Source organism: Pseudoalteromonas sp. MB41, from assembly GCF_020966275.1.
In the GTDB taxonomy this organism is placed as follows: domain Bacteria; phylum Pseudomonadota; class Gammaproteobacteria; order Enterobacterales; family Alteromonadaceae; genus Pseudoalteromonas; species Pseudoalteromonas lipolytica.
Map to the genome: position 1 here is coordinate 155,700 of NZ_JAJJZF010000003.1, position 26,932 is coordinate 182,631.

The 26,932-nt window shown below is 42.2% G+C and carries 22 protein-coding genes and 1 tRNA gene; 18 read left to right on the forward strand and 5 right to left on the reverse strand.

What is annotated here, in order from left to right; all coding sequences use genetic code 11:
* Positions 1–146: 146 nt before the first annotated feature.
* The 10 genes from LPA49_RS05975 (at position 147) to LPA49_RS06020 (ending at position 10,613) form a co-directional block, all read left to right on the forward strand.
* Complete coding sequence (locus LPA49_RS05975; RefSeq protein ID WP_036966119.1) at positions 147–779, forward strand: NUDIX domain-containing protein; 633 nt, start codon at positions 147–149, stop codon at positions 777–779.
* A 15-nt stretch (positions 780–794) separates the two neighbouring features.
* Positions 795–1,253, forward strand: coding sequence for a DUF1249 domain-containing protein (locus tag LPA49_RS05980; protein ID WP_036966122.1), 459 nt, complete (start codon positions 795–797; stop codon positions 1,251–1,253).
* Positions 1,240–2,022 carry a metallophosphoesterase gene (locus LPA49_RS05985; RefSeq protein ID WP_036966125.1) on the forward strand — a complete coding sequence of 261 codons (783 nt, stop codon included), beginning with the start codon at positions 1,240–1,242 and terminating at the stop codon, positions 2,020–2,022. The genes LPA49_RS05980 and LPA49_RS05985 overlap by 14 nt, the downstream gene beginning before the upstream one ends.
* On the forward strand, positions 2,007–2,567 hold the full coding sequence (locus LPA49_RS05990; RefSeq protein WP_036966129.1) for a YqiA/YcfP family alpha/beta fold hydrolase: 561 nt from the start codon (positions 2,007–2,009) through the stop codon (positions 2,565–2,567). Before LPA49_RS05985 ends, LPA49_RS05990 begins: the two co-directional genes overlap by 16 nt.
* Positions 2,568–2,600: 33 nt before the next feature.
* On the forward strand, positions 2,601–4,490 hold the full coding sequence (gene parE / locus LPA49_RS05995; protein WP_036966132.1) for a DNA topoisomerase IV subunit B: 1,890 nt from the start codon (positions 2,601–2,603) through the stop codon (positions 4,488–4,490).
* A gap of 49 nt (positions 4,491–4,539) precedes the next feature.
* Positions 4,540–5,640 (forward strand): sorbosone dehydrogenase family protein, encoded by a 1,101-nt coding sequence (locus tag LPA49_RS06000; RefSeq protein WP_036966136.1) that lies wholly within the window; start codon positions 4,540–4,542, stop codon positions 5,638–5,640.
* A 10-nt stretch (positions 5,641–5,650) separates the two neighbouring features.
* Positions 5,651–7,948: a DNA topoisomerase IV subunit A gene (gene parC, locus LPA49_RS06005; protein ID WP_036966139.1), complete on the forward strand. Its 2,298-nt coding sequence runs from the start codon at positions 5,651–5,653 to the stop codon at positions 7,946–7,948.
* A 140-nt stretch (positions 7,949–8,088) separates the two neighbouring features.
* Entirely contained in the window at positions 8,089–8,802 is a 714-nt protein-coding gene (locus tag LPA49_RS06010) for a 1-acylglycerol-3-phosphate O-acyltransferase (protein WP_036966142.1), read from the forward strand.
* A complete protein-coding gene (rraB, locus tag LPA49_RS06015; protein ID WP_036966145.1) occupies positions 8,802–9,137 on the forward strand; it encodes a ribonuclease E inhibitor RraB in 336 nt (111 codons plus the stop codon). The genes LPA49_RS06010 and rraB overlap by 1 nt, the downstream gene beginning before the upstream one ends.
* A 258-nt stretch (positions 9,138–9,395) precedes the next feature.
* Entirely contained in the window at positions 9,396–10,613 is a 1,218-nt protein-coding gene (locus LPA49_RS06020) for an HD-GYP domain-containing protein (protein WP_074988927.1), read from the forward strand.
* Here the strand turns inward: LPA49_RS06020 and LPA49_RS06025 are convergent.
* Positions 10,573–10,896, reverse strand: coding sequence for a hypothetical protein (locus LPA49_RS06025; RefSeq protein WP_036966150.1), 324 nt, complete (start codon positions 10,894–10,896; stop codon positions 10,573–10,575). The genes LPA49_RS06020 and LPA49_RS06025 overlap by 41 nt on opposite strands.
* A 334-nt stretch (positions 10,897–11,230) precedes the next feature.
* Between LPA49_RS06025 and LPA49_RS06030 the strand changes: the two genes are divergently transcribed.
* On the forward strand, positions 11,231–12,508 hold the full coding sequence (locus LPA49_RS06030; RefSeq protein ID WP_036966153.1) for an outer membrane protein transport protein: 1,278 nt from the start codon (positions 11,231–11,233) through the stop codon (positions 12,506–12,508).
* Positions 12,509–12,635: 127 nt separating this feature from the next.
* On the opposite strand, the gene LPA49_RS06035 is transcribed toward LPA49_RS06030, so the two are convergent.
* The 3 genes from LPA49_RS06035 to pepA all read right to left on the reverse strand — a co-directional run bounded on the left by LPA49_RS06035 (position 12,636) and on the right by pepA (position 17,602).
* On the reverse strand, positions 12,636–15,491 hold the full coding sequence (locus LPA49_RS06035; RefSeq protein ID WP_065979700.1) for a valine--tRNA ligase: 2,856 nt from the start codon (positions 15,489–15,491) through the stop codon (positions 12,636–12,638).
* Positions 15,492–15,514: 23 nt separating this feature from the next.
* On the reverse strand, positions 15,515–15,961 hold the full coding sequence (locus LPA49_RS06040) for a DNA polymerase III subunit chi (protein ID WP_036966161.1): 447 nt from the start codon (positions 15,959–15,961) through the stop codon (positions 15,515–15,517).
* A gap of 126 nt (positions 15,962–16,087) precedes the next feature.
* Positions 16,088–17,602, reverse strand: coding sequence for a leucyl aminopeptidase (gene pepA / locus LPA49_RS06045; protein WP_036966165.1), 1,515 nt, complete (start codon positions 17,600–17,602; stop codon positions 16,088–16,090).
* A 322-nt stretch (positions 17,603–17,924) separates the two neighbouring features.
* On the opposite strand from pepA, the gene lptF reads away from it, so the two are divergent.
* Together lptF and lptG are read left to right on the forward strand one after the other, a co-directional pair.
* Positions 17,925–19,037 (forward strand): LPS export ABC transporter permease LptF, encoded by a 1,113-nt coding sequence (gene lptF / locus LPA49_RS06050; protein WP_180311071.1) that lies wholly within the window; start codon positions 17,925–17,927, stop codon positions 19,035–19,037.
* Entirely contained in the window at positions 19,034–20,101 is a 1,068-nt protein-coding gene (gene lptG / locus LPA49_RS06055; protein ID WP_036966171.1) for an LPS export ABC transporter permease LptG, read from the forward strand. The genes lptF and lptG overlap by 4 nt, the downstream gene beginning before the upstream one ends.
* A 114-nt stretch (positions 20,102–20,215) precedes the next feature.
* On the opposite strand, the gene LPA49_RS06060 is transcribed toward lptG, so the two are convergent.
* Positions 20,216–20,716: an RDD family protein gene (locus LPA49_RS06060; RefSeq protein WP_036966174.1), complete on the reverse strand. Its 501-nt coding sequence runs from the start codon at positions 20,714–20,716 to the stop codon at positions 20,216–20,218.
* Positions 20,717–20,856: 140 nt separating this feature from the next.
* Between LPA49_RS06060 and LPA49_RS06065 the strand changes: the two genes are divergently transcribed.
* The 5 genes from LPA49_RS06065 (at position 20,857) to LPA49_RS06085 (ending at position 26,931) form a co-directional block, all read left to right on the forward strand.
* Complete coding sequence (locus tag LPA49_RS06065; protein ID WP_180311070.1) at positions 20,857–22,515, forward strand: acyl-CoA dehydrogenase family protein; 1,659 nt, start codon at positions 20,857–20,859, stop codon at positions 22,513–22,515.
* A gap of 170 nt (positions 22,516–22,685) precedes the next feature.
* A tRNA-Leu gene (locus LPA49_RS06070) sits at positions 22,686–22,770 on the forward strand.
* A gap of 517 nt (positions 22,771–23,287) precedes the next feature.
* Positions 23,288–25,459 (forward strand): bifunctional diguanylate cyclase/phosphodiesterase, encoded by a 2,172-nt coding sequence (locus LPA49_RS06075; RefSeq protein WP_036966180.1) that lies wholly within the window; start codon positions 23,288–23,290, stop codon positions 25,457–25,459.
* A 46-nt stretch (positions 25,460–25,505) separates the two neighbouring features.
* On the forward strand, positions 25,506–26,513 hold the full coding sequence (locus tag LPA49_RS06080) for a fatty acid desaturase (RefSeq protein WP_036966182.1): 1,008 nt from the start codon (positions 25,506–25,508) through the stop codon (positions 26,511–26,513).
* 1 nt (position 26,514) lies between these two features.
* Complete coding sequence (locus LPA49_RS06085; RefSeq protein ID WP_180311069.1) at positions 26,515–26,931, forward strand: GFA family protein; 417 nt, start codon at positions 26,515–26,517, stop codon at positions 26,929–26,931.
* Position 26,932: the final 1 nt, after the last annotated feature.

Consider the following 26,932-nt stretch of genomic DNA (forward strand, 5'->3'; position numbering starts at 1 on the left):
GTTCAGTCCTTAGACAATTTTCGTACTGTCACCATGGTACTCTTTTTTAATGAATAACCAAAAAAAAAATACGTAAATCTGCATGTCCAAGTGTAACAGAATATAATTGGCCGTATTTTTTACGCATAATGTATAGGAAATAGAGAATGAAAATAACCGCAATCTCACAATTTAGCCATGACGACATAGAGTTAAAGCCTATTGAACGTGTTTATGATGGTTTTTTTAAGATAAATTTATATTGCTTTCGTCATGCACTGTTTGCCGGTGGACAGTCTGTCGAAGTAAAGCGTGAAATATTAGAACGAGGCCATGCGGTTGCCGTACTTCCTTATGATCCGGTGACTGATCAGGTGCTGTTAATTGAGCAAATACGCATTGGGGCATTGGCCTCAAAACACTCTCCTTGGTTACTTGAATGCATAGCGGGTATGGCTGATGGCAGTACTGACTATGAAGAAGTCGCCAAACGCGAAGCGTTTGAAGAGGCGGGGATTGAGCTTGATAAACTTGAATTCATGATGTCGTATCTTTCAAGTCCGGGTGGAACAACAGAGCGTTTGTTCTTGTATTTAGCCTATACTGACCTATCTCAATACCAAGGTGGTATTTTTGGTCTTGATAACGAAGATGAAGACATCAAAACACATATAATGTCATATGATGAAGCCATGCTGCGATTGGAGCAAGGTGAAATAGACAATGCTGCAACGGTTATTTCGCTTCAATGGTTAGCACTGAACAGGCAACGTATAGTGTCTGATTTGCAAAACGACTAACGAGTAGGGGGCATTTTGACGTACGTCACGGCTGAACAACGTTACATTCAGAGCTTACCTAAGTACTTAACTTTGTGTGAGCACAATTATGTGCGTGCATTAAAGTTACTTCCTCAAGAGCGTCAAGTTGACCAAGAACGCAAAGTTCAGTTGGGAAGTAGTACCTTTGTGGTCAAAATTGACAATACAGCAAAGTACACCATGGATATCTCGATTAGTCAGGAAGCGGGACACGTACATTCGGTTAAACCGCTGTATTTAACCGTTCGTATGTACCATGATGCGAAAGTCGCCGAAATAATTCATCATGATTTTCATCAGCGCATTAAACCTTCGTATGCTTATCCTAATCCAAATATGCATCAAAAAGACGAGAAATATCAGCTGAATGCTTTTTTATATGACTGGTTAGTGGCTTGTGTTGAAAATGGTCGCGCAGTATTAAATTGGGATGTTAACAATGGCTTGGTTTAGCGACGCTTACCATTTTGAAAAATCGCAGTTAACGGTTGCCCATATTACAGATTGTCACTTATTTAAAGATCAAAGTGGCGAGTACTTTGGGGTTAATACCGCAGAGTATTTTGCACGTTGTTTAGCCGCAATTGCAGAACATCAAGTCGACTGCGTTGTATTTGGTGGTGACTTAACGCAAGATCATAGCAGCGATTCATACCAGTTATTCGCTAAACTAATTGCGGATTCACCGTTGTTGTGTCCCGTATTTTGGTTGCCGGGTAATCACGATGAGTTACAGGAATACCATGCGATTGCGGGTTCTCACATTTTAAGCCATAAGCGAATTACTTTTCAGGGTGGGCAATTATTGTTGGCTAACTCGAAAGGTGCAACACCTGCGGGGTGGGTAAAGCAGGCGCATTTAGAGGAGCTTAGTAAGGGAGTGGATGACACACCTAGTGTGGTGTTTTGTCATCATAACCCATTACCTATAAACGGTTATCTCGATAAACACCTCCTTGAAAATGGCCCGCAATTGTTAAATGCGTTGGTGAACACTCATCACTGCATCGCGTTGTTTCATGGTCACGTTCATCATGATTATAAGTATGCATTTCGCGGCTTGAATATATACGCAACACCCGCAAGCTCCATCCAGTTTACCAAGCAAACTACACAGTGGCAGCAAGAGGATTTAGGGCCTGCTTTTCGTTTAATTACCCTAAACTTTGATGATACGCATAGCGTGCAGTTAACAACGGATGTAGTATGGCTAAACGGGTAATTTATATTCATGGCTTTAACAGCTCTGAAAAGTCTTATAAAGCGGTGCGTTTTGGTGAGCATATGGCGCAATTTGATGTTGACTATCAAGTGCCTCGTTTAACCCATGAGCCATTGCATGCCATGCTACAGCTAGAGCAGCTCATCACGGCAGATACCGTGTTGTTAGGCAGTTCGCTTGGTGGGTTTTATGCGACGTATTTGTCGCAGCGTTATGGCCTCCCTGCTGTTGTCATTAATCCCGCGGTTCGTCCTTTTGAGCTGCTTGATAATCTCTTGGGACCAAACTATAACCCGTATCAAAATGTTCATTATGAGCTTGATAAGCGGCATATGGATGCATTGCGCAGCTTGTATTTAGCGCAAATAAAAACGCCGTCATTACTCTATTTGTTACAGCAAACAGGCGACGAAGTACTGCCTTATCAAGAGGCGGTTAAATATTATTCTCAGTGTAAGCAACGCGTTGAATTTGGAGGCGATCATAGTTTTATCGGCTTCGAACAAACCTTTGCAAGTATTGTAGATTTTCTTAAAATCACGTAAAACATAGCTAAGCGCATAAAAGATATAAAAACTATGAGTCAGCAAAATTATAACGCCGAAGCAATTGAAGTCTTAAACGGGTTAGAACCTGTTAAACGCCGCCCTGGTATGTATACCGACACGGTGCGTCCTAATCACTTAGGCCAAGAGGTTATCGATAACAGTGTCGATGAAGCAATGGCAGGCCATGCAACAAAAATAGATGTCATTCTTCATGAAGATAACTCATTAGAAGTCATTGATGATGGCCGAGGGATGCCAATCGATATTCACCCTGAAGAAGGAATTCCCGGGGTAGAGCTTATTTTTACCAAGCTACATGCAGGTGGTAAGTTCTCAAATAAGAACTATCAATTCTCAGGTGGTTTGCACGGCGTAGGTATTTCGGTTGTGAATGCGCTATCTACTCGTGTTGAAGTGACTGTTCGCCGCGATGCGCAGCAATTTAGAATGGCCTTTGAACACGGCGATAAAGTCGAAGACTTAAACGTAATTGGCACGGTTGGTAAGCGTAACACCGGGACAACGGTTCGTTTTTGGCCTGATGCCAGCTATTTTGACTCAGCGAACTTTTCGATCACCAAGCTTAATCACTTATTAAAAGCCAAAGCCGTATTATGCCCAGGTTTGCGCATCAAGTTTACCAATAAGCAAACTAAAGAAACACTCGAGTGGTACTACGAAACAGGCCTAAAAGACTATTTAAATGAGGCTGTAAAAGGCTTTGATGTCTTGCCTAAAGAGCCGTTTATAGGTGAGTTTGCCAGCTCAACAGAAGGCGCTGATTGGGCAGTTGTGTGGTTACCTGATGGTGGTGAATCGATTGCCGAGAGCTATGTAAACTTAATTCCAACCGCACAGGGCGGAACCCATGTAAACGGCTTGCGCCAAGGGCTTTTAGAGGCGATGCGTGAGTTTTGTGAGTTTAGAAACTTACTGCCACGTGGTGTAAAACTGACCCCAGATGATATTTGGGAGCGTTGTAGTTATGTGCTGTCAGTTAAAATGCAAGACCCGCAATTTGCAGGTCAAACAAAAGAAAAGCTGTCTTCGCGTTCATGTGCTGCATTTGTGTCTGGTGTGGTGAAAGACTCATTTAGTTTATGGTTAAACGAGCACACCGAAACTGCCGAGTTACTTGCCGATTTATGTATCTCTAATGCGCAACGTCGTTTACGTGCAGCCAAAAAAGTAGTGCGTAAACGCATTACCTCTGGCCCCGCATTACCTGGTAAATTAACCGATTGCAGCGCGCAAGATAATGACCGCACTGAACTATTTTTAGTTGAGGGTGACTCGGCGGGTGGTTCGGCTAAACAAGCACGTGATCGCGAGTTCCAAGCGATTATGCCGCTGCGAGGTAAAATCTTAAATACGTGGGAAGTTGAGTCTGGGCAAATTTTGGCATCGCAAGAAGTGCATGATATTTCGGTGGCACTCGGCATTGACCCTGATTCAAGTGACCTATCAGGTCTGCGCTACAATAAAATCTGTATCTTAGCGGATGCTGACTCGGATGGATTACACATTGCCACCTTGTTGTGTGCATTGTTTGTGCGTCACTTTCCTGCGCTTATCAAAAAAGGCCATGTGTACGTGGCAATGCCCCCCTTATTTCGAATCGACATTGGTAAGGATGTGTATTACGCCCTTGATGAAGACGAAAAAAATGGCATTTTAGCCCGGATAGAAGCAGAGAAAAAACGCGGTAAAGTTAATGTACAACGCTTCAAAGGTCTTGGTGAGATGAATCCGCTGCAATTACGCGAAACCACCATGGATCCTAATACACGTCGCTTAGTGCAGCTAACACTTGATGAAGAAGAGCAAACCATGGAAATGATGGACATGTTGCTTGCTAAAAAGCGTTCTTCAGACCGTCGTCAGTGGCTAGAAGATCACGGTAATCGTGCACAAGTTTAAATATAGAGCTGCAACTTAGTTGCTGAAAATGAATTAAAAGGCAAGAAAAATGAAAAAAATACTGACTTCATTATTATCACTGAGCTTGTTGTCAGCGCCAGTGATGGCAAAAGATATTTTAGATAAACTAACGGTTGCAGATGGCTTCAACGTTAGTTTATTTGCAGATGATGTTGAGAATGCGCGTCAAATTGCCGTTTCTAAAAAAGGCATTGTGTATGTCGGCTCGCGAAAAGCGGGCAATGTTTATGCGCTTATCGATCATAACAGTGATGGTGTAGCAGATAAGAAAATTGTGATAGCCAAAGGGCTCGAAATGCCGTCGGGTTTAGCAATAAAAGACGGCGATTTATACGTTGCTGAAGTGTCACGTATTATTCGTTTTAAAGAAATTGATAAACATTTAAAAGCACCCAAATTTGAGGTGGTTTACGATAAGTTCCCAACCGATCGTCACCATGGCTGGAAGTTTATTAGCTTTGCGCCAACGGGGGAGTTAATTGTTCCTGTTGGTGTACCGTGTAATATTTGTGCAGAAGATGACAAGTACGGCCGTATTTTCTCTTTGGATGTTGATACCAAAGAAATTAAAACGATTGCCAAAGGTGTACGTAATTCAGTGGGCTTTGATTATCACCCAACTACCCATGCTTTTTGGTTCAGTGACAATGGCCGTGACATGATGGGCGATGACATGCCTCCATGCGAGATTAACCGAGTAGGTGAAGGAGAAGAAGGCGCTCATTACGGTTTCCCTTATGTGCATGCAGGGGCTATTTTAGACCCTGAATTTGGCAAAGGTAAGCGTATTGCTGATTACAAATCACCTGCACTGGCGCTGGGGGCGCATGTTGCACCACTCGGTATTCATTTCTACAACGGTAAGCAATTTCCGGCCAACTACAAAGAACAGTTATTTGTTGCTGAGCATGGTTCGTGGAATCGTTCGAAAAAGTCGGGTTATAGAGTCATGCTAGCCAATGTTGAACAAGGCCGTATTACAAAGTACACCCCATTCATTACTGGCTTTATGCAAAATGAAGAAACATTTGGTCGCCCAGTTGCATTTGCAGAACTTGCAGATGGCAGCTTATTGATCTCAGACGATTACGCTAATGCGATTTACCGCGTTAGCGCTAAGAAAAAATAGGTAAGCGTTAATGAGTGATACAGATACCTTGCTGATGCAGGGCATAGAACAACAAACAATGGGGCGCTTTACTGAAGACGCCTATTTAAATTATTCGATGTACGTCATTATGGACCGCGCCTTACCGCATGTAGGCGATGGTCTAAAACCTGTACAGCGCCGTATTATTTATGCGATGAGTGAGCTGGGCTTATCGGCACAAGCAAAATATAAAAAATCAGCGCGTACCGTGGGTGATGTTTTAGGTAAATACCATCCACATGGTGACAGCGCATGTTACGAAGCCATGGTCTTAATGGCGCAGCCGTTTTCTTACCGTTATCCGCTGGTGGATGGGCAAGGTAACTGGGGGGCCGCGGATGATCCTAAGTCATTTGCTGCAATGCGTTATACCGAAGCACGTTTATCAAAGTTCTCAGAAGTTTTACTTAAAGAGCTTGGGCAGGGAACTGTTGATTGGACGGCTAACTTTGATGGCACATTAGATGAGCCGATGGTGCTGCCTGCTCGTTTACCGCATATTTTACTTAATGGTGTGACGGGTATTGCGGTGGGGATGGCAACCGATATTCCACCACACAATGTGCGTGAAGTGGCGAGTGCATGTTGTTTATTACTCGATAAACCAAAAACTGAAATCGAAGAACTGCTGGAATTAGTGCATGCGCCTGATTACCCAACAGAAGCTGAGATCATCACACCAAAAGACGATATTCGTAAAATTTATCAAACTGGTCGTGGTTCAATTAAAATGCGGGCAATCTACACCGAAGAACACGGTGATATTGTTATTACGGCGCTACCGCATCAATGTTCAGGTGCTAAGGTACTTGAACAAATAGCGGCGCAAATGAATGCGAAAAAGCTGCCAATGGTGGCAGATTTACGTGATGAATCTGATCACGAAAACCCAACGCGTATCGTTATTGTACCGCGCTCAAATCGCATTAAAGCAGAGCCATTAATGGCCCACTTATTTGCGACAACCGATTTAGAAAAGAACTACCGCGTAAACTTAAATATGCTGGGTTTAGATGGACGCCCACAAGTAAAAGATTTACTCAGCATTTTAACTGAATGGTTAACGTTCCGCCGTGAAACAGTACGTCGTCGTTTACAGTACCGTTTAGATAAAGTACTTGCGCGCTTACATATTTTAGAAGGTTTATTAACTGCTTTCTTAAATATTGATGAAGTGATTGAAATCATCCGTACTGAAGATAAGCCAAAGCCAGTGCTGATGGAGCGTTTCGCAATAACAGACACGCAAGCCGAAGCGATTTTAGAATTAAAACTACGTCACTTAGCGAAACTTGAAGAGTTTAAAATTAAAGGCGAGCAGGATGAGCTTGCCAAAGAGCGTGATAAATTAGAGCAAACGCTAGGCTCAGATCGTCGTATGTCGACGTTAATGAAGAAAGAAATTCAAGAAGCTGCTGAAATGTACGGAGACGATCGTCGTTCACCTGTTGTTGAGCGTGTTGAAGCAAAAGCATTGAGCGAGAAAGATCTTATTCCATCAGAATCAGTCACTGTTGTGCTGTCTGAAAAAGGCTGGGCACGTGTCGGTAAAGGCCATGATTTAGATGTGGAAGGACTCAGTTATAAATCAGGCGATAACTATAAAGCATCGGCGCGTGGTAAGAGCAACCAGCCTGCGGTGTTCCTTGACTCAAGTGGTCGAGCATTTGCCACGGATGCGCACAGCTTACCGTCAGCGCGAAGCCAAGGTGAGCCAATGACAGGGCGCTTTAATTTAAGCTCTGGGGCTAACTTTGAACATGTGGTGATGGCAGAAGACAATCAAGTATTATTGATGGCTTCAGATGCAGGTTATGGCTTTATTAGCGACTTTAAAGATCTTGTTAGTAAGAACAAGAATGGTAAAGCGCTGGTTAGCGTGCCTAAAGGCGGAGAGCTACTTGCTCCTATCCGTGTGAGTGATGTTGCGACAGATTACTGTATGGCGATTTCAAATGAAGGCCGTATGCTGTTATTCCCATTACGTGATTTACCTAAGCTAAGCAAAGGCAAGGGAAACAAGATTATTTCTATTCCTAGTGCAAAAGTACAAGCCCGTGAAGAGTTTGTAAAAGTACTTGCGGTGGTGCCTGAGGGCAGCAGTGTGACACTTCATGCAGGCAAGCGTAAATTAACCTTAAAACCAAGTGATCTTGAGCATTATCATGGTGAGCGCGGTCGTCGAGGTAATAAGCTACCACGAGGGTTACAGCGTGTAGATGAAGCGGTGGTAGAAATAACACACACCGATGAACCAGACGAATCCTCAACAGATTTGAGTGAATAAATTAAGAAGGCCTGCTAAGCAGGCCTTTTTTATTGCAACGAAAAGAGATTAATATCTTAGCGCACACATGTACGCCAAAAGCTATGGTAATGACATATTTCACGTTATAATGCGCGCTGATTTACTCGAGGAGAATCCGTTTGTTAGCTGTTTTTCGTATTATTATCATGGCGTTATTTATTGTTTTAAGCTGTGTGTTTGGTTTGCTTTTATGCATTTTTAAACCATTTCACAATAATAATGTGCACATTGTTTCAGGTTGGTTTAGTAAAATGGCGGTGTTGCTAGGCGTTAAGCTTGAGCTGACTTATCACCCTGACGCTAAAAATGTGGGTCCAGCAGTGTATGTAGCAAATCATCAAAACAACTACGACATATTCACCTTACCCGCGATGGTGCCAGAAAATTGTGTCAGCCTTGGTAAGAAAAGCTTAAAGTGGATTCCGTTTTTTGGTCAGCTATACTGGCTTTCAGGTAATATTTTAATTGACCGTGCAAACCGCTCAAAAGCAGCGGGTACCATTTCTAAATCAGCCGAAAAAATAAAGCAAAAAGGTCTGTCTGTGTGGATGTTCCCAGAGGGAACTCGGAGTTATGGTCGCGGTTTACTGCCTTTTAAAACGGGGGCATTTCATACCGCAATGAGTGCCGATGTCCCCATTGTGCCTGTTTGTATGAGTACCACGCATAAAACTATTAAGCTAAACCGCTTAGACAATGGTACAATTTACCTTGAAATGTTAGCGCCGATTTATCTTGATAAAGACGTAACTGCACGTGAGCATGCGTCGCATGTTCATAATATTATGGCTGCTAAAATAACTGAATTAGATGCTCAAGTGAGAAATAAATAATGGAAAATTGGCGCGAAATTAGTGAAGACATTGTTACTTCACTCCTTGAAGATGGCTCAGATCCTGAAGTACTGTATGAAGTTGAACATCACTTCGTAAGTGAAAACTTCGAAAAATTAGAGCAAGCTGCGCTAGCCGCATTTAAACTTGGCTACGATGTTGAAGAACCTGCAGAACTTGAGCTAGAAGATGGCCAAAAAGTATGGAGCTTTGACGTCGTTGTTGAAGCTGAGCTTGACGTTGAAGTCATAATGGAAGATGTTGATAAATTAGAAGCCCTTGCACAGCAATGTGACGTTGAGTATGACGGTTGGGGCACATACTTTCAGGAATAAAATGTAGCAGCGGGTTTACCCCGCGTTACTGTTTGAATTATGGCGCGATATACAATCGCGCTTATAATTTCCTAACCTCTAACCTCTAACCTCTAACCTTTAACTTCTAACTTCTAACTTCTAACTTCTAACTTCTAACTTCTAACTTCTAACTTCTAAAATTAACTCATACCTATTTCGTATTCGAGACTTGATCTATAGACATTTTTTTCGGTTGGGCGATAATGAAAACTCGATTTTTTATGCACTAACCTTTTTATGTTAATCACCTTACCGATTGCCGAACTTGTACCAGGGATGTTTGTTGACAGTGTCAGTAAGCAACAAGAACACATAAACAGCATTAAAATAAAAACGCGTGGTTTAGTGCGTGATAAAACCATTATTAAGCGTTTAATTTCTGAGGGCGTTGAAGAACTCCTTATCGATTTTGCTCAGAGTGATGTTGCGCTTCCTAAAAAATACCAACCAGTTGCAGAACCAAGCAAACCCATTGTAGAGCAAACTGACGCCCTTAATACTAAGTCGCACGCTGTAACGGTTGAGCAGGAGTTTCTTAAGGCGAGTGTTCACTACGAACAGTACAGCCGTAAATTACAAGCACTTTACTCAGACATCACCGCGGGTCTGAAAATGAATATGAGTTTATTAGATGATATTGCGGTTGATATTGTCGGCTCTGTGTTTCGGAATCACAATGCGCTGACGATATTAACGCGTCTTAAAGACAAGCATATCTATAATTGGCGTCATATGATTAATACCGCAATTTTAGTCAGTGTGTTTGCTAAGTATCTAGGCTACAAAGAAAAAACGATAAAAGAACTTGCTATGGGAGCGCTTTTGCATGATATAGGGCAAGCAAAAATGCCGCAAGGAGTGCTATCAAAGCCCAGTGCATTGAATGACACAGAAATGCAGGTTGTTAGAAAACATGTCGCACAAAGCTTAGGTGTGATTAAAGGTGAAAAGGGAATTAGCCCGTTAATGCTTGATATGGTCGTTAATCATCATGAACGCTTAGATGGCAGTGGCTACCCGCGTGGCATTGGCGCTGAAAAGCTGAGTCGGCCAGCGCGAATGATGGCTATAGTCGATGTGTATGATGCAATGACAGCAGACCGCCCTCATCAATTAGGCGAAGAGCCTATCTCGGCATTACGTTACTTGTTGGCTAATAAGCACCTGTTTGACTCAGAACTTGTACAGCGGTTTATTAAGTGCTTGGGAGTACATCCAGTTGGCACAATTGTTAAGCTTAACAATGAACGCCTTGCGTTAGTGATGGAAGGGAATCACGAGAACCCTATAAAGCCTAAAGTAAAAATATTCTATAATGCTAAACACAAGCACCATATTACCGCTAAAGATGTTAATTTAAGCGAAAACCATGAATTAAAGATTGTTGCTAGTATCAAACCGCTTGATTACCAGCTTAATTTGGCTCGTTTGTTAAAAGAGCATTTGCTTGTTTAGCTTTAGTGCAGCGCTTTTTGGCATTACGTTTAGCTGAAATAAATGCACCACTAAAACAACTTACCATTAATACCAACCACAATAATGTGCCTTTTTCGACATGCAAAGCAACACAACACAACAATAACGACAGAACCGCGCTGCACATCGCACCTAACCAATACTGATTAACGGGGTTATCGCACTCACCGGCTTTGGTACAAGCACAGTAGTTTGCTTTACAGAAGTAGTAAACACTGACTCCACATAAGAGCAATGCAGTAAAAATAAAAGCGATTTCCATAACCACGCCTAATCCATTAACACACTGTTTTTAGTCTAAAGCGATGCTAAAAAGATGTCAATGCAAATGATAATTGATATCAATTGCTGTTTGTTACTAGAGATCTGATGAGTTTTAATAGGTTGTTATCTTGTTGTTAAAATGTGGGTTTTTTACCTATTTCTAACGAAAAATTACAGTTTTTTGATCTTAATTAAGGTAATGTTCGAAAGTTTGTAATTATTAGAATAAAACATCTAATACCAACATGTAGCGCTAACTTTAAAAGCTAACTAGCTGGTTGCACTATAAATTGGTATCGCTAACGCATTAGATTGCAAGAGGACACAGATTTATGAAGTTCACTAAAACATTAATTGCAGCATCACTTGCTGTTGTTTCTGCTGACAGCTTTGCTGCAGCTTTCCAATTAGCAGAGCAAAATGTATCGGGTTTAGGCCGTGCATACGCAGGTGAAGCAGCCGTTGCTGATGATGCTTCAGTTGTAGCTCGTAACCCTGCACTTATGTCTTTATTCAAAGACAAGCAAATTTCAGTGGCAGGCATTGCTGTTATTCCAGACGTAAGCTTAAAAGGCCAGAGCGCTGCATATGGTTTAGATGCAAACTCAATTGATGATGATAGCATCGCTCCATCTGCATTTATTCCTGCGGGTTACTTCACCATGCCATTAAATGACAAAGTGTCGTTAGGTTTTGGTGCTTTTTCTAACTTTGGTCTTTCAACTGAGTTTAATGACGACTATGCGGCAGGCTCGATTGCGGGTGAAACTGAAATCGTAACTGTTAACATGAATGCCAGTGCATCGTACAAAATCAACGAGCAGTTCAGCGTAGGTCTTGGCTTAAACTATGTTTACGCTGATGCAAAAGTAGTTCGTAATGCCGGTGCTAACCCATTTGGTATCCCTGCGAATACGCAAATTGCTCACCTTGAAGGTGACGATTACGGTTTTGGTTGGAACGTGGGTGCAATGTACCAACTTGATGAAAATAACCGCTTTGGCTTTAGCTACCGCAGCGAAACAGATATCGATTTTGAAGGTGAGTACTCAAACCAATTACCTGCAGCTGTGGGTGGTTTAGCGGGCATGACTGTACCTGGCGAGCTAAAATTAACATTACCAGCGATTGCTGAGTTCTCTGGTTCACACCAATTAGACAAAAAGCTAGGCGTACACTACAGCATTTTATGGACTGGTTGGGATAGCTTCCAGAAATTAGAAGCGTATACACCAAGCCGTGAAACGCCTGTTTTCTCTAAAGAAGAGAATTTCTCTGATTCAATGCGTTACTCAATTGGTACTGACTATCAGTACAGCGATGCGTTATTACTTCGTGCAGGTATTGCCTACGATGAATCGCCAGCTGATCAATCACACCTTTCAATCTCTATTCCTGATACAGACCGTTTCTGGTTCTCGTTCGGTGGTAATTACGCATTTAGCGAAAACTCAAATATCGACTTAGGTGTGAGTATTCTTCGTGGTAAAACACAAAACTTCACTGAAAAAGATAGTTTAGCAGCGTCACTTGGCCAAAATGTTTCATGGGAATATGAATCAAAAGGTCATGCTGTACTATTAGGTGCTCAGTATAACTACACATTTTAATATTTAAGGCGATTTTTATACTGTGTAAAAATCGCTGATACTTATTAGAAATTAAAAAAGCCGCATCATGAAATACCATGATGCGGCTTTTTTGTAAGCGCGAATTAATCGCGCTTAGTGTATGGCGTTATAGGCTCTCTATTTTCGCCTTTTGCGCTAATAGTTTGTCTTTTGCATCTGTAAACTCAGCAAGCTTAGCGTGCTCTTTAGCAAGAACTGCTTCAGGTGCGTTGTTCACAAACTTTTCGTTGGCAAGTTTATTTTGTACTTGCGCTAAGCCTTTTTCAGCTTTTTCTAGCTGCTTAGCAATACGACCAAGCTCAGCTTCAACATCAATTAAGCCAGCCATTGGGATCATGATTTCCAAGTTGCCAACATACGATGTTGCACACGCTGGCGCATCGTCTTTATTTTCAAGCAGCGTGAACGCTTCAAGCTTAGCAAGTGATGCTAAGAATGCTTCGTTATCAGCTAAACGGCGCGTGTCTTCATCTGATGCATTAGCCAGTAAAACCGACAATGGTTTACTTGGGCTAATATCCATTTCACCACGGATATTACGGATAGCTAGAATGAACTGTTTAACCCACTCTAGGTCGTCCATTGCTTGGCTGTCGACGTTTGCAGCTGTGTATACAGGGAAAGCTTGCACCATAATACTGGTGTTTGCAGTTTCAATACCCGCCAGCGGAGCAACACGTTGCCAGATTGTTTCTGTGATATAAGGCATCATTGGGTGCATTAAGCGCAGTAAGCTTTCTAATACCGTGATAAGAGTATGACGCGTACCACGTTGTTGTGCTTCGTTGCCTTTGAATAATACCGGCTTAGTAAGCTCTAAATACCAATCACAGAATTGGTTCCATGTGAACTCGTAGATAGTGTTTGCAGCAAGGTCAAAACGGTAGTTTTCTAGGTGCTCTGTGTAGGTTTTAACCGTGGCTTCAAATTGACCTAAAATCCAACGGTCAGCCAGTGAATACTGCTTTTCAGCCTCAGTATTAAAACCACAATCTTGCTCTTCCGTATTCATTAATACGTAACGGCTCGCATTCCATAGTTTATTACAGAAGTTACGATAACCTTCAAGGCGGTTCATATCCCAGTTTATATCACGGCCTGTTGAAGCCATTGCCGCTAATGTGAAACGTAGGGCATCTGTACCGTGTGCTTCAATACCATTTTCGAATGTTTTACGGGTATTCTTTTCAATCTTCTTCGCAAGCTGTGGCTGCATCATGTTGCCAGTGCGCTTTTCAACGAGACTTTCAAGGTCGATACCGTCAATCATATCGATTGGGTCAAGTACGTTACCTTTTGATTTAGACATTTTGTCGCCGTTTTCATCACGGATAAGACCGGTGACATAAACGGTTTTAAATGGAACTTGTGGCTTGCCGTCTTCATCTTTGATGAAGTGCATGGTCATCATGATCATACGCGCAACCCAGAAGAAGATAATGTCGAAACCGGTTACCAATACATCTGAAGGGTGGAAGGTTTTTAAATCATCTGTGTTTGCAGGCCAACCCTGTGTTGAGAAGGTCCACAGTGCTGATGAAAACCATGTATCAAGTACGTCTTCGTCTTGTTTAAGCGCCACGTTATCAGCAATGTTATTGTCGCGGCGAACTTCTGCTTCGTCACGGCCAACATACACGTTACCTTCGTTGTCGTACCAAGCTGGAATACGATGACCCCACCAAAGTTGACGTGAAATACACCAGTCTTGTACGTCGTTCATCCACGAGAAGTACATGTTCTCATATTGTTGTGGTACAAATTTAATGTCACCGTTTTTAACGGCTTCTTTGGCTGGTTCTGCAAGCGGTGCTACACGCACGTACCATTGGTCTGTTAGTAGAGGCTCAATTACCACACCAGAGCGGTCACCGTAAGGAACCGTTAGGCTGTGGTCTTCAATTTTTTCTAATAAACCCAGTTCTTCAAATTCGCTCACAATTGCCTTGCGCGCATCAAAACGGTCAAGACCGTGCAAGCGTTCAGGAATAGGTGCATCAAGCGCCAGCTCTTTACCGTCGAAAGTATAGCTTTCGCCTTGGCTTAATACTGCCGCATCTTTGTTGAAGATGTTGATCATAGGCAGTTGATGACGTTTGCCTACTTCGTTATCGTTAAAGTCGTGCGCTGGCGTGATTTTCACACACCCCGTGCCTTTTTCCATGTCGGCATGTTCATCGGCAACAATAGGAATACGACGATTGACGATAGGCAATAAAATTTCTTTGCCGATCAGGTCTTGGTAACGCTCATCATCAGGGTTAACAGCCACGCCAGTATCACCTAACATGGTTTCTGGACGCGTTGTTGCTACGATGATGTAGTCTTTACCGTCTTGTGTTTTTACGCCATCAGCGAGTGGATAGCGAAGGTTCCACATATGGCCTTGCTTGTCTTTATTTTCAACTTCAAGATCTGAGATGGCTGTGTGTAACTTAGGATCCCAGTTTACTAGACGCTTACCACGGTAGATTAAATCGTCTTTATGAAGACGTACGAACACTTCTTTTACGGCTTCAGATAGACCTTCGTCCATAGTGAAACGTTCACGGTCCCAATCGACTGACGCACCTAAGCGACGTAATTGTTTGGTAATTGTGCCGCCAGAGTGATTTTTCCACTCCCAAATTTTGTCGATAAATGCATCACGACCTAAGTCATGGCGTGTTTTACCTTCTTCAGCAGCAAGCTTACGCTCAACCAGCATTTGTGTTGCGATACCTGCGTGGTCGGTACCTACTTGCCATAATGTGTTGTTGCCTTGCATACGCTTTAAACGTGTTAGCGTATCCATGATAGTGTCTTGGAATGCGTGGCCCATGTGTAAGCTACCCGTGACGTTTGGTGGCGGGATCATGATTGAGTATGCGTCACCTTGGCCAGATGGTTTAAAGTAGCCTTTTTCTTCCCAGTCTTGATATAAAGACTGTTCAATATCTTGCGGATTGTAGGTTTTATCCATTACACAGAACCTTAAATAAATGCTTAAATGTCAATTTCTTGCGTTGCAATATGGGCGCCCAGTTGGCGAAGCTTTTTAAACCGCTCACGGGCAGCTTGTTTAGCGGTTGGCTCAACGGGAACAAAGTCAAAAACTTGCTGAAAACGGCGAATAAAATCCGGCAGGTGTTCAGCTAAGTTGATTAATATCTTTCTGTTGCCGACAGGTGGCGTCATACCAATTTCTACTGGAGCGCCGCCTTTAGGGCCTTCACCTTGTAGGTTGTGTGGTATGAAACTATCTGGTTCAAATGACCAAATGATGTCGTCGATTGTGTGGGCCGTGTCGATGTTATCGGCGTAAATAAATACGCGATGACCAAGACGATACTGATCCGCAGCGATTTTAGCGGCAAGATCAAAACACGCTTTATCAGCTTGTTGGCTGTTATCATCTTGTTTTAGAACGTAAAATTGTGCGTTCATGCTCATTGTGACGGGCGTCCCCACAGATACACAGATCAAAGCAGAGATTTTGACATAGAACGCGTATTGCTTCAATTAATAAGGCGCCATTTGGCGCCTTATTTAGCGTTACTTACTCTGTAAATAACGTGCTTAGTCGTGGCTTGCTTCGCTAATGCCAGCACGGTTTAGTAAATACTGTGTCAACATTGGCACCGGACGACCCGTTGCACCTTTGTTTTTACCACCACTGCGCCATGCTGTACCAGCGATATCTAAATGCGCCCAATTGTATTTTTTGGTGAATTTAGACAAGAAACACGCAGCAGTAATTGTCCCAGCTGCACGGCCACCTAAGTTGGTGAAATCAGCAAATGGGCTTTCAAGTTGTTCTTGATAATCATCCCACAGTGGCAACTGCCATGCGCGGTCGCCACTTTGCTCAGATGCTTTAAGTAAGTCATGGGCAAGCGGGTTATGATTTGAAAGTAACCCCGTTGCATGCGAACCAAGCGCAATAATACAGGCACCCGTTAAGGTGGCTACATCGACCACGGTATCGGGTTCAAAGCGCTCAACATAGGTGAGTGCATCACACAGCACTAAACGGCCTTCTGCATCCGTATTTAATACTTCAACAGTTTGACCTGACATTGTCGTTAAAATATCACCCGGACGATAAGCATTTGAACCAGGCATGTTTTCACAACCAGCAAGCACACCAACCACATTAATAGGTAACTGCATTTGAGCCAATGCGCGCATTGTGCCAATAACCCCAGCGGCACCGCCCATGTCGTATTTCATTTCATCCATGGCTTCGCCTGGTTTGATTGAAATACCGCCAGAATCAAAGGTTAAACCTTTACCAACGAGTACGATAGGGGCTTGGTCTTTGTCGGCACCTTGGTATTTAATTACCGACATCACAGACTCGTTCGCACTACCACGGCCGACAGCAAGGTATGAATTCATGCCAAGCTCAGCCATTTTTTCTTCACCAATAATTTCAACCGTGACATTGTCAAAGTTGTCGGCAAGCTCTTGTGCTTGCTCACCTAAATACGCTGGGTTACAGATATTAGGTGGCATATTGGCAACGTCTTTACATAATTTACTACCGGCTGCGATAGCTAAACCATGCTCAATTGCACTTTCGCCAATCGTGAGTTCACGGCGTGTCGGTACATTGAAGACAATTTTGCGTAATGGTCGACGAGGGTCGCTTTTTTTACTTTTAAGCTGATTAAATGTGTATAAACAATCTTGTGTCGTTTCAACGGCTTGACGTACTTTCCAATAAGTATCACGGCTTTTAACGTGCTGCTCTGTTAAAAAGCATACCGCTTCCATAGAGCCTGTCTCGTTCAGCGTGTTAATGGTTTTAGAGATGATTTGTTTATATTGTTTGTCGTCCAACTCTCGCTCTTTACCACAGCCTACAAGTAAAACGCGTTCGCTCAGTACATTGGGTACATGATGCAACAACAATACTTGACCAGGCTTACCTTCAAGGTCGCCACGGCGCAGTAAATTTGAAATATAACCATCGCTGATTTTATCTAGCTGTTCACCAATGGGCGATAAACGACGTGGCTCATAAACGCCAACTACAATACATGCGCTACGTTGTTTTTCTGGACTACCACTTTTTACGCTAAATTCCATTGTCACTCCTGATTTTGAGTCGTATAACCTTAGTAAATAAGGGTAAGAAATTCATTTTCGAGTCCTTTCTTACATTTTTTAGTTTATTAACACTAATATTAGCTCATAAACTATGACTCTATTTACGTGTTTTTGAACTTTATCTTATTGTGAATATCAATATCACATAATAGATGCCATCTGTACTATAAATGCAAGATTATATGTTCTTGCTAGGTATGATATTTAATTGTGATGGCATATAATAAAGTGAGTAAAATAACTAGTTTACTCAAAATTTCTTACTATTCCAGTGAAACACGATGTTTAACAGGGGCGAGCATTGCTAATTTTCCGTTATTTGACCACTGAAGTCTTAAAGTCGCAGGTCGCCGTATTTTTAACTTTAATGACCATTTTTGTGTCGCAAAAGTTTGTGGTGATTTTAGGTGATGCCTCAGATGGAGGACTTCCTGCAAAGCTTGTGCTTTCGATGATCGCGTTAAAACTACCGCAGCTTGCGTCGCTTATTCTCCCTTTGAGTATCTTTTTAGGCATTATTTTGGCCTATAGTCGTATTTATGCCGATAGCGAAATGACGGTGTTTAGAGCCTGTGGCGTCAGTGAATGGTATGTTGTGCGCGTCACGCTTATTTCAAGTACAGCGATGGCCATTCTTGCGGGTGCCTTAACACTGTACATTGCACCTTGGGCGAGTGAGCAAGAGTATCAATTAAAAGAACAAGCAAAAGCCGATGCTGGTTTGTCTACGCTTCGAGCGGGTCGTTTTCAGCAAACAGGCAACGAAAAAGCCGTTGTCTTTATTCATAATATTGAAAACGGTGGTAAAGAACTTCACAAAGTTTTTGTTGCCCAGTTACCTGACCGTGAGAAAGGTGATTTGGCACGGTTAGTCTACGCAGAGCGTGGTGTCGTGATTGAACAAGATAACGGTGAGCAACAACTTATTTTGAATGATGGTAAGCGTTATGAAACAGACGGTGAATCTGCGGCGCTTAACCTGACAGAGTTTGATGGTTATAGCGTACAAATCCAAGACCAAGAAATTGAACATCAACGCCGTAAATTAGAAGCCGTACCAACGTTTGATTTATTTAAAATGAAAAGTGTAGAAGCGGTTGCTCAGTGGCAGTGGCGTATTGCAATACCGCTTTCGATTCCACTGCTTACTTTACTGGCCGTTCCGCTTAGTGTGGTTAACCCACGACAAGGTAAATTTGCTAAATTAGTGCCTGCAATCAGCTTGTATTTAGGGTATTTCATCCTTCTTAATGCCGCTAAATTTGCTGTTGAAGATGGTAAAATACCACCTTCAATTGGGCTGTGGTGGATTCATTTATCTGCCTTGTTTATTGGTGGTTTATTGATTATTAAAGGCCGCCCGCTCGGCGCATGGTTAAAAGCAGTGGTGACTAAGCGGGAGTTAAGCGCATGATGAAAACACTCGACTGGTATTTAGGCCGCAGCATTATTCAAACTACAGGATTTGCATTAATGGTGCTGGTTGGTATCAGTACCCTTATTAAATTTATTGAACAGTTAAAATCGGTAGGGCGTGGCAGTTATGATATTGCGACAGCACTGATTTACACTGTGTACAGCATGCCGGGAGACTTGGTTATTTTCTTTCCGATGGCAGCGCTCATTGGTGGCTTAACGGGACTCGGTGCTTTAGCATCAAACAGTGAGTTGGTGGTGATGCAGGCCGCGGGCATGTCGCGTTTACAGATTATTGCCTCGGTAATGAAAACTGCCATGTTTATGGCTATCTGTATGATGGCGCTTGGTGAGTGGGGAGCGCCCGAAGCACAGCTTAAAGCGAAAGAAATACGCAACCACGCTATTAACGGGGGCGATGTCTTTAATGCCAAACAAGGTGTATGGGCAAAAGATGGCAGCAACTTTATAAATATAGAAGATGTTGATCAGCAAGGCGTATTGCGTGGTGTACATATGTATCATTTTGATAAGTCATTGCAATTAACTCAAATAACGAAAGCAAAAGAAGCCGTAAACCGAAAAGATGGTTGGCTGTTGCGTGGCGTTAATAAAGTTAAAATCACGCCAGAACAGATTAGCACTGAACAGCAAACTGAAGAGTTTTACGATTCACAGTTAACAGCAGAAAAATTAGGGGTTGTATCGGTAAAACCAGAAGCGTTATCGTTTACTGGGCTTTGGTCATATTTGAGTTACCTAAAACAAAATGAACAAGATACCAGCACCTATGAGTTAGCACTGTGGCGCAAAGTAATGCAGCCTGTGTCTATCGCGGTGATGTTATTAGTGGCGTTGTCGTTTATATTTGGCCCACTGCGAACCGTTACAATGGGCGCTCGAATCATTATGGGGGTTATAACCGGCATTACCTTCCACTTAACCAATGAAATATTTGGCCCTGTGGTGATGGTATATCAAATTCCAGCGGTTGTCGGTGCGGTGTTGCCAAGCATTCTATTTATTGGTTTTGCGACCTACTTGCTAAATAAGCGTGTGTAGTAAACGTACTTAATTACAAAAAAAGCGTGACCATTTAGTCACGCTTTTTTGTATCTACTGTCTCGCTTTACCAATCAGTGATTACACCAATAAGCTTAATTAAGCGAACTGCGCCTAATCCAATGAGCGATAAATGCGTTTATTTTCTTCTTTTGTGAGCGTAATTACTTCTGTTTTAGCTATGTAATCTTGCAGTGCACGTTTGTTTTTAAAATCAATCAGCACCACTAAATTACCCAAACCTAATAAAGCACATATTGCTCTTAGCGCACCTTGTTGCCAGCTAATCAGCTTACCATCGAGGGTTTGTACTTTTAAGCGCCATGCGCGCATGCCTATGGTTTGCCCGCTTTTAGCCCAAAAGTAACTAAAAAATGCCACGCTCACTAACACCAGTAATCCACTACGGATGCCATAAAGCAAAGGGGAGTTTTGAATATACGCTGAGACATCCTCAGCATTGCCAATACTCAACACATCAAGTGAAATAAGTCCCTGAACAGCCAGTAGGTATAGCACAGTTGTGAGCATTGCAAAGGCAATCACAACCAAGGTGTCGTAAATTAACGAGGCAAAACGGCGCCAAAAACCGGCACGAGGAAACTCAGCTGACATAAACACTCTCATCCTATTAAATTGCGCTGTAGTTTAGCAAAGTCCTTAGCAAACAAGAAATACTTAGCGAGGGTTTCGCTTGTCGACAAACAGGTCTGACCTGCTATAGTTGAAAAAATAATAAAAAAGAGAGCCCTTCTATGTCTGTTTCTTCGAGTGAAACCCACGTGGTATTTAATCAACCCAAACCGCTTGAAAACTATAACGCGTACGAGGCTGACGACGTGTTGCAGTATTGGCAAAATTGTTTTGCGGGACAATGGGGAACAGCGCATCTTTCTGCTTTTGGGCAACAGGTGGGAGGGGAACTGTTACAAGCTGGGTTCTTGGCAAATAAGCATTTGCCTGAACTTAATACACATAACCGCTTTGGTGAGCGTATTGACCATGTTGATTACCATCCAAGTTATCATCAGCTTATGCAGCATGCCATAGCGCAAGGACACTGTGCCTTACCTTGGCAGCAAAAAAAGCAAGGCAGTCATGTTGTACGCGCGGTGATGGCTGTACTACATAATCATGCTGACCCAGGGTCAGGTTGCCCGCTAACGATGACCTTTGCGAGTGTGCCCGCTATTGCCAGTCAAGCCAATATCGCTGAAGTTTGGCTGCCAAAAATACTGGCCAATCATTATGATGGCGACAACAAGCCGTGGTTTGAAAAACAAGGTGTTACGATTGGTATGGCCATGACCGAAAAGCAAGGAGGCACCGATGTACGAGCAAATACCACCAAAGCAACACCACTAAATGAAGGCGGTGCAGGGCAGCTTTACGTGCTTGAAGGACACAAATGGTTTTGTTCAGCCCCCATGAGCGATGCTTTTTTAGTGCTCGCCTATGCCCCTAATTCACAATTGTCGTGCTTTTTAGTGCCGCGCTGGCTTGAAAGTGGTGAAAAAAATGCCGTCTATATTCAGCGTTTAAAAAATAAATTAGGAAATCAGTCAAATGCCAGTTCTGAAATCGAGTTTAGATCAGCGCATGGCTGGATGTTGGGCGAACCAGGCAGTGGTATTAAGACGATTATTCAAATGGTCGCACTCACACGGTATGACTGTATGCTCGGCTCAAGTTCATTGATGATGCAAGCAGTAAAAGAAGCGGTATGGCACACATCAGAGCGCGCTGTTTTTGGAAAAAAACTGCATCAACAGCCATTAATGCTGAATGTCTTAGCTGATTTAGCCTTGGAAGCAGAGGCCGCGTTGGCAATCTCGATGCGGATTGCCCACGCACTTGATAAACAAGACGATGATAGCGAAGCTGCACTCGTTCGCAGTGCGACTGCGATTGGAAAGTACTGGATTTGCAAGCGTGCAGTTCAGCACACCTTCGAGGCGATGGAATGCATTGGTGGAGTAGGTTATGTGCAAGACAATATTGCCAGTCGCCTTTATAAAGAAGCCCCTGTTAATTCAATTTGGGAAGGGTCAGGTAACGTGCAATGCTTAGATCTAATGCGCGTGTTTAACCGCGAGCCAGAATCGTTAACGGCGCTTATGAAGGAGCTTGAAAAAGCACGTGCACTAAACAGTGATTACGCCGATAAGCTTGATGAATTGCAGGCATTACTAACCGATACGTCACATTTAGAAATACAGGCTCGGCGGATCATTGAGCGCTTAGCACAGCTTTGGCAAGCCGCAACGTTCTTGCAGTTTGGTGAACCCATTATCGCACACGCATTTGTAACAAGCCGTTTGAAAGGTCCTCACTTTTCGCAGTATGGTTGTTTAAGCCATGAAATAGACTGTCAGGCCATTGTTTCTCGAATGATGCCAAAGCACACTGGTTAACAACTTGTTTAATAATTGTGCGGTTGATTCATCAGGCCGCATAAAACGCTTGCTGCCTCACCCATTCTTTGTATAATGCTTGGCATAGAGACAAAAGCAGTTAAAAAGCTTATTGCTCTAAAGTGGTTTTTCTTTATCTTCTCGTGTTTAGAAGGTTAAAGAAAAATGAAGCCAGTGTGATGGAATTGGTAGACATGACGGATTCAAAATCCGTTGCCTTCGGGCGTGGCGGTTCAAGTCCGCCCACTGGTACCACTTTTTAACCTCAGCACCTTTTGCTGGGGTTTTTTTATGCCTGAAATAAATCAGTTATGTGTCTTATGTTGTGTGTTCGCGTTTTTGAGTAACACACGGGGCGTGGCAATTAGGCAAGTAAAGTCTGCGCACCGTGTCTTTTTGTCACCGTACCTTTTAACCACTGCATCTTTTAACCATCGTATCTTTTAACCATCGTAACTTTAAAGATTCGTGCCTTTTGCAAGAGGAGGGATAAAGACAGCTTTCAGTATAATTCCATGGCTAACCTTTCATTCATTTTCTTCTGGCATGCTCTGATTGCCCCTATAAAATCCTTTTTGTTCTATTATTAATCACAGGTGTTCAAACAATGTTGAGTAATTAAATAACCCCTGATTTTGTGTGTCTACTTGATTGAAAATTAATCATAATGGACTAGAGTAGCATGGTATTTATAGGCTTCATGTAATACAATTTGAAACCTTAACTTTAAGTTAAGTCAAACACTTAGTGCATATAAGATAAGGCGGGAAGCGTGGGTACATTCGACCTAAAACGTATTGTTGAAAGTATATCTAATCTTAAAAGTGAAAACTTTTATAATGCTATATGCCTCTCTTTGTCAGAAGTGGTGGGGGCGTCACACGTTTTTTTAGCTCATGTTGATGAAGACACCATGCAGGCAACAACGCTAACGTTGGTGGCCAATGACGAAATCGTCGAAAACATTAGTTATGATATTCGCTGCACGCCTTGCAACGATGTAAGTTGCGGCGGTATCTCGAGCTATAGCTCAGACGTACAGCAATTATTTCCAGACGATAAATTACTCGTTGATATGGGTATTGAAGCGTATGTCGGGGTGCCCTTGCAGAGTATGTCTGGCAAAACAGATACCATTCTCGTTGCACTTTTTCAGCATGCGATCAGTGATGCCATGCAAATTGAGTCTTTCTTTTCCTTATTTACAGGCCTTATTCAACGAGAGATTGAAAAAGATCGCTTTATTGCCAAGTTAGATTTTGCCAATCAATTGATAGAACAAAGTCACGAAGCTATTTTTATCTGCAATGAAAATGTCGAGATCATATACGCAAATACTGCATTTACGAATATGACTGGCTATTCGTTCGACGAGATTATAGGAAAAAATCCTAAAATATTGAGTTCGAATAAGCATGCATCGCATTTTTATCGTGCCATGTGGCATCACATTGATACCGAAGGTAAATGGTCTGGTGAGATCATGAATAAGAACAAGCAAGGGGACTTATACACCCAGTTTTTATCAATTACTAAAATGGTTAACAATGGTGAGGTGTGTTACGTCGCCTTCATTCTCGATATCACAGAGAAAAAAGAAGCTGAGCGGAAAATTTATTTTCATGCAAATCATGACCAACTGACGGGCCTCACAAATCGCTTTTATTTTAAAGAACGTATTTGTGATTTAATTTCGGCACCGTCGTATCAAAATGATGTTAATACGCACTTGGCAGTGATTTATTTTGATGTTGATCGATTTCAAGACATTAACACCGTATATGGCTTAACCTTCGGGGATAAACTGCTATGTGAAATAGCAAATCGGCTGGCATATACCTTTAAAGAGTGTGCATTTTCACGCATCGATGGAGACAGCTTTGCAATATTACAGACCTATCAGGATAGCCATGAGCTTGAACTTGTCTGTAAACAAATTAATGCTTTATTGATTGAGCCTTTTTCTATTGGCGGTATTCGTCAAAATGTAACAGTGACACTGGGTATCAGTCATTATGAATATAATAATGTACTGACATCGCAGGTTAAAATTGAAAAAATAGCCCGTCGTCTTATTAGGCAAGCTGAGCTGGCTAGCTTAAACGCAAAACAAACAGCGGATCCATATTTACACTTTTGTACTGAAATGGACGACAAAGTTAAAAAACACAATTTACTGGTAGAGCAACTGACACAGGCTGTTAAGAACAACGAGATAGAGGTTTATTTTCAACCAATTATTGATATTGAAAATAACACAGTTGCTAAATTTGAGAGTTTAGTCAGGTGGCAAAACCAAGGGCAGTGGGTGTCGCCTGTAGAGTTTATACCATTAGCTGAAGAGTCGCGTGTCATAATTCCACTCGGTGAATTGGTGTTAATAAAAACGTGTCAGCAAATTAAGGCACTTGAAGCACAAGGGTATGATCAGCTGGTATTTAATGTTAACCGTTCATTATTTGAGTTTGCAGAGTACAACCCTGAACGCAATGTGTGGATTGACATCATAAAGAGTCAAGGTGTTAAGCCTTCGCAAATATCGTTTGAATTAACTGAAAGTGTACTTGCCCCCGAAAATACCAATCACCTCGACGTGCTTACTCAACTTAAAGCAGCAGGGTGTTTAATTTCGTTAGACGACTTTGGTACTGGTTACTCATCGTTAAGTTACCTGCGTCGTTTTCCGGTTGATGTGCTCAAGCTCGACAAGTCGTTTATTGATGAAATACATGTTGATTTAGCTGACGAAGCCTTAGTTAGGTCAATCATTCAAATGAGTCGTGTACTGGGTATTAAAGTGGTTGCTGAAGGGGTTGAAGAATACGCTCAACTTGAAGTGTTAACGGATGCTGGTTGTGACTATATTCAAGGTTATTACTTTTCAAAACCTTTGCCACCCAGTGAGATACTTCCTTTTTTAGAGCAATTTGCTAGAGACCGCTGAGTATTCGCGGTATGATTTTGGTATACACAAACGAGCAAACGTAACTATGCCAAAATTAACCGCTAAGCAAAATATTCAGGCGATTGTCAGTGCTATTAAAACAGAAGAACAAGCACTGAGAGCGAAATACCCTGTTCTTAATCAACAAAATAGTATTGCTTTGGTTATTTTGTTGTTGTCACTATTGTCATTAATTGGTGTCGCGTCACTTTATTATATGAGCCTCATTCCCGCGTGGTTGTGTATTATTTTAGCGGCTGTGATTACGTCTATTTCTCACGAACTTGAACATGACCTTATTCATAAGCAATATTTTAGTAAGCGTCCTTGGCTTCATAATTTTATGATGCTGGTTGTGTGGTTAATGCGACCAAATACGGTGAACCCGTGGTATCGACGTAAAATTCATTTGCACCATCATAAGGTCTCAGGAACCAATCAAGACTTAGAAGAACGTTTGGTCGGTAATGGCATAAAAAACCCGTTTGTTAGGGCTGTGGTGATTGTTGATGGTTTGTTGGGATTAGTAATCAACAGTAAGCGCTTTAATAAAGAAATTAAAGGCTTTAAGTTTTTGACCGTATTTAACGCGGGGTTTCCAATTGCGACCGCCTATTTCGTTATTTTATATGGGGTAATCGCGTACTACTTACTGCAGTTATTTATGCCGTTAGAATCTATGTTACCTAGTTGGGGGTTAGATGTGCTGGCGGTTGCTGAGTTTTTGATGGTAGTGTTAATAATACCAAATATTATTCGTTCATCATCGCTCAATTTTATTACTTCATCGATGCATTACTACGGTGGTGTAAACAATGTGATTGAGCAAACTCACGTGATTAATAGTCGCTGGTTTATACCTTTTCAATTATTTTGTTTTGACTTTGGTCGTACCCATACTATTCATCATTTTGTGCCAAATCAGCCGTTTTATATTCGCCAACTTATTAGTCAAAAAATACTGCCTATTATGGCGCAGCACGGGGTAAGATTTAATGACTTACGCAGTATCAAGCGTGCGAATCTATACGAAACTAAACAAGAAGGAGTTTAATATGCAAATCACGGGTCGTTGTCACTGTGGTGAGGTAACTTACCAAGCGCAAGTTGATGAAAATAAAGTATTTAACTGTCATTGTACCGACTGTCAAATAATTTCAGGGGCACCATTTCGTACCGTTGTTATGTCAATGCCCGATGCTGTTACATTCACGGGTGCTACACCAAAAGAATATATAAAAATCGCTGAAAGCGGTAATCAAAGAGCACAGGGGTTTTGTGCTAATTGTGGTACTGCTTTGTACGCGACCTCAGTCGGTGAAGGCGAGCGCATTTATGGCTTACGTTTAGGGGCTGTTGAGCAAGCCGCTGAGCTTATCCCAAACACACATATTTGGTATCGTTCTCATAAACCATGGCTTGATAACTTAGCGGATATGAGCACATTTGAAATCACGGCAGCCAGTCAATAAG

What these genes read in the sequence shown, in the direction of transcription:
- parC (WP_036966139.1), top strand. Translation starts at nt 5,651, where the DNA reads ATGAGTGATACAGATACCTTGCTGATGCAGGGCATAGAACAACAAACA.
- LPA49_RS06000 (WP_036966136.1), top strand. Translation starts at nt 4,540, where the DNA reads ATGAAAAAAATACTGACTTCATTATTATCACTGAGCTTGTTGTCAGCG.
- LPA49_RS06035 (WP_065979700.1), bottom strand. Translation starts at nt 15,491, where the DNA reads ATGGATAAAACCTACAATCCGCAAGATATTGAACAGTCTTTATATCAA.
- LPA49_RS06030 (WP_036966153.1), top strand. Translation starts at nt 11,231, where the DNA reads ATGAAGTTCACTAAAACATTAATTGCAGCATCACTTGCTGTTGTTTCT.
- LPA49_RS06040 (WP_036966161.1), bottom strand. Translation starts at nt 15,961, where the DNA reads ATGAGCATGAACGCACAATTTTACGTTCTAAAACAAGATGATAACAGC.
- LPA49_RS06060 (WP_036966174.1), bottom strand. Translation starts at nt 20,716, where the DNA reads ATGTCAGCTGAGTTTCCTCGTGCCGGTTTTTGGCGCCGTTTTGCCTCG.
- LPA49_RS06065 (WP_180311070.1), top strand. Translation starts at nt 20,857, where the DNA reads ATGTCTGTTTCTTCGAGTGAAACCCACGTGGTATTTAATCAACCCAAA.
- LPA49_RS06085 (WP_180311069.1), top strand. Translation starts at nt 26,515, where the DNA reads ATGCAAATCACGGGTCGTTGTCACTGTGGTGAGGTAACTTACCAAGCG.
- LPA49_RS06080 (WP_036966182.1), top strand. Translation starts at nt 25,506, where the DNA reads ATGCCAAAATTAACCGCTAAGCAAAATATTCAGGCGATTGTCAGTGCT.
- LPA49_RS06020 (WP_074988927.1), top strand. Translation starts at nt 9,396, where the DNA reads ATGTTAATCACCTTACCGATTGCCGAACTTGTACCAGGGATGTTTGTT.
- lptG (WP_036966171.1), top strand. Translation starts at nt 19,034, where the DNA reads ATGATGAAAACACTCGACTGGTATTTAGGCCGCAGCATTATTCAAACT.
- rraB (WP_036966145.1), top strand. Translation starts at nt 8,802, where the DNA reads ATGGAAAATTGGCGCGAAATTAGTGAAGACATTGTTACTTCACTCCTT.
- pepA (WP_036966165.1), bottom strand. Translation starts at nt 17,602, where the DNA reads ATGGAATTTAGCGTAAAAAGTGGTAGTCCAGAAAAACAACGTAGCGCA.
- parE (WP_036966132.1), top strand. Translation starts at nt 2,601, where the DNA reads ATGAGTCAGCAAAATTATAACGCCGAAGCAATTGAAGTCTTAAACGGG.
- LPA49_RS06025 (WP_036966150.1), bottom strand. Translation starts at nt 10,896, where the DNA reads ATGGAAATCGCTTTTATTTTTACTGCATTGCTCTTATGTGGAGTCAGT.
- LPA49_RS05975 (WP_036966119.1), top strand. Translation starts at nt 147, where the DNA reads ATGAAAATAACCGCAATCTCACAATTTAGCCATGACGACATAGAGTTA.
- LPA49_RS05985 (WP_036966125.1), top strand. Translation starts at nt 1,240, where the DNA reads ATGGCTTGGTTTAGCGACGCTTACCATTTTGAAAAATCGCAGTTAACG.
- LPA49_RS05990 (WP_036966129.1), top strand. Translation starts at nt 2,007, where the DNA reads ATGGCTAAACGGGTAATTTATATTCATGGCTTTAACAGCTCTGAAAAG.